The organism is Microbacterium sp., assembly GCF_047972865.1.
GTDB lineage: Bacteria > Actinomycetota > Actinomycetes > Actinomycetales > Microbacteriaceae > Microbacterium.
This window is the reverse complement of the sequence record NZ_JBKEAY010000100.1, coordinates 1-3,331: the sequence shown is the minus strand read 5'-3', so window position 1 is coordinate 3,331 and position 3,331 is coordinate 1. Positions and strand designations below refer to the sequence as shown.

General features: G+C 68.7%; 1 protein-coding gene. It reads right to left on the bottom strand.

Annotation, left to right across the window (positions count from 1 at the left end):
- A partial coding sequence (gene eccCa / locus ACK5KK_RS06285; RefSeq protein WP_416889236.1) for a type VII secretion protein EccCa occupies positions 1-3,331 on the bottom strand: 3,331 nt, incomplete at both ends.

The following is a 3,331-nucleotide window of genomic DNA, read 5'->3' as shown; positions in this document are numbered from 1 at the left end:
GGCGGGCATCGAGTTCTGTCGCGATCGACTCGGCGAGCTGTCGTGCCTGCCGGCTGTTGGTCGCGTGGCCACCCAGGTATGCGTCCGGGACGTCGGCGGCAAGATCGCCGCGCGAATCCATCAGTCCGATCACCAGGTCATCGGGCGTGTGGCGTTGCAGCGCGCCCTGAACGATTCCGCGCAGCGCTGTGGTCTTGCCGCATCGACTGTCGCCGAGCACCAACAGGTGCGGGTCTCGAGTGGCGAGGTCCAGGGCGACCGGTTGCATCGAGTCTTGGCGCAGCCCGATCGGGATGCGGCGTGGTTCGGTCGTCGGATCCGGCAGGTCTGCCGGGTCGAGATCCTCGGGCAAGAGGCGAATCGGCGCAGCGCCGGGGCCGGCCCACCGCTGTGCAGAATCGCGCGCCGTCCTTTCCAGGGTTTCCCCGAGGTCGCCATCGTCGACGTGCTCGAGAACAGGCAGCGCGATCTGGGCGAACAGCTTGTCGTCGCAGAGCGCTCGCCCGGGTTCGTCGGCGCGCAGGGTCAGCGCGAGTTTGCGGGCGATCTGTGAGTCGGCAGGATCGTTGAGCCGCAGTTCGACCCGTGTGCCGACGAGCCCCTGCACGTTCATTCGTAGCTCACCCCACCGCGTCAGCGTCACGACGAGGTGGATGCCGAAGCTCCCGCACCGTTCGAGGAGCCGCACGACTGAGTCGACGAGGTCCTCGAAGTCGGTGCGCAGGGCTCCGAATCCGTCGATGAGAAGGACCACGTCGGCGCTGGGGAGTTCGGGCAGGCGGCCTGCGGCGTGCTGTCGGCGCAGGTCCGCGAGGGAGTCGAGGCCATGCTCGCGGAACACACGTTCTCGGACGGCGAGCATGGCGGTGAGCTCTTCGAGGAGCCGGGCGAGTCGTTCACGGTGACCACGTGTCGCGACGCCTCCGACGTGCGGGAACGGTTCGATGCGTGCGAGGCCTCCGCCGGTGAGGTCCATCCCATAAATGCTGACCTCACGTGGCGAGCGAGTGAACGCCAGCGATGCGGCGAGCGTGCGAAGAAACGTGGAGCGCCCCGACTGCGGCGCGCCGGTGATCGAGACGTGCCCGCCGGAGCGGGTCAGGTCGAGCAGCCAGGGGTCCTGGCGCTGTCGGGTCGGGTCGTCGAGCAGACCGATCGGCGCGCTCAAGCCAACGTCGGGTGCGTGCGGGAGAACGCCTTCGAGTGTCAGCGTCGTCGGCAGCGGAGCAAGCCACACCGGCCGGGTAGGTTCGGTCGCGCGAACCAGTCGCGCAACCGCGGTGTGAACGAGGGTGCGTTCCGTTGTCGGGGCATCGGGGGTCGGTGCGGCAGGTTCCTCAGCGAGCACCGGTGCGGCCACGTCGTATGCCGGAACCTCCCGGACGACGGGCTCATCGGGCCGGATCGGTGCGTCATCCACCGCGTCGGGAACGGGCCCCGAGACGAATCCGGCGCGAAAGCGGGTATACACCGAGGTATCGACCTTGAGGTATCCGAACCCGGGAATCGCAGGCAGATGGTAAGCGTCTGGCGTGTCGAGGACGACCGCGGATTCGGACTCCGAGAAAGTGCGCAAGCCGATTCGGTAGGACAAGTAGGTGTCCAGCCCGCGCAGCCGGCCGGCTTCGATCCGCTGGCTGGACAGCAACAGGTGTACCCCGATCGAGCGCCCGATGCGCCCGATGGTCAGAAGCAGTTCGACGAACTCGGGTTCCGCGGTGAGAAGCTCCCCGAACTCGTCGATCACGAGGAACAGGTGGGGCAGTGCGGGCAGTTCGGGGTTGGTCGTGCGCGCGTGACGGTAGTGTCCGATGGATGCCGCATTTCCGGCATCCTTCAGCAGCCGCTGGCGGCGCACGACCTCGCCATGGATGCTCGCTCGTGCACGTTCGGTCAGTTGGGGGTCGTCGGCGAGGTTGTCGATAATGCCCGCGACGTGCGGCAGGCCGGCGAAAGGCGCGAAGGCTGCGCCGCCCTTGTAGTCGACGAGGATCATGCTCAGGTCCGAGGGCGGGTGGGCCAGGGCGAGCCCGAGCACCAGCGTGCGGAGCAGCTCGCTCTTGCCCGAACCGGTTGCGCCGATACAGATACCGTGCGGACCCATGCCCAGTTGCGCGGCCTCCTTCAGGTCGAGCAGCACTGCCGAGCCCTGGTCGTCGACACCGATCGGCACCCGCAGAAAGTCGCCGGTGGTGCGGGGCTGCCACCCTTCCTGCGGGTCGAGGCCGTCGACGTCGCCGACGTCGAGCAGGGCGGCGATATCAGGGGCGTGCGCGGTCTGCGTGTCGATCGCGCTGGTGCGGGTCAGTCGCAGTCCGGCGAGCGGCCGCGCGATCACCTCCAGCAGGGCGGTGCTGACGACGTCGGAGCGGATGCCGGTGACGATGTCATCGGATGGTGGGTGCTCCACCGTGGCCGACCCCGCGTCGCAGGTGATGCGTGCCGTGACGGAACCGGGTTCCTTGAGACGGTCGTCGATGACGTGCACCACGGTGACCCCGAGGTCCGCCAAGCCGACGGTGCTGTCTGGCGTGTGGACCGCAGTCGCGGCATGTTCCCCTTCGTCGATGAACAGCACAAGTCGACGGGGCTTGGTCCGGCTCCCGCCACGTCGGGCAGTCGCGGCATGCGCGGCACGCTCGCGCAGCTCTTCGCCCACGATCGTGTCCAGAGCGGCGAGTGTCGGCGCGATCCGGCGTGCGGGTGCGCGACCGGGGGCCGAGGGGACGGACAGAGCGTGCGGGAGCAGATCGAGCCCGCGCCACTGCGAGAGCGCATCGGGCGGTACGACCGCAGCCAGGTGAAGATCGTCGGGCGAATGAAAGGCGGCGAGTTGGGCCACGAGGGCGCGCGCGACCGGGAGCGTATCGCGGCGCTCTCCCACGATCGTGACGTGACCGCCACGGTTCAGGTCAACGGTCACCGGCATGCCTTGGACCACCCCTGCCCGATCCGCGAGCCGGTCAGCGGCGCCTCTCATGACAGGGTCATCGGGCTGCGTCGGGTTCTCCTCTTTAGGTAGTCGTACCTCGACGCCGCCACGGTCGGCTTGTCCGAATCGCACCCGGAGGAAGTCGTGGTCGGCCGGGCGGCGCTCCCATCGACGGGCCGTGTTCACCGCGATCTCGATCAGCGTCGCCGGCTCGGGATGCATCGCCAGTTCGAGCGCCTGGCGCGCCTGAGCGAGCTCGCGAATATCGGCACGGGTGAGTTCGAGGTAGTCCAGGTAGCGTTCGCGTTGCTGTCGGCGCTGCCGTGCGGCGTTGCCGCGTGCGCTGAAGGCCATCCCCACCCCCCCGACGAGTGCAACCACCAGGATCACGGCGCCCAC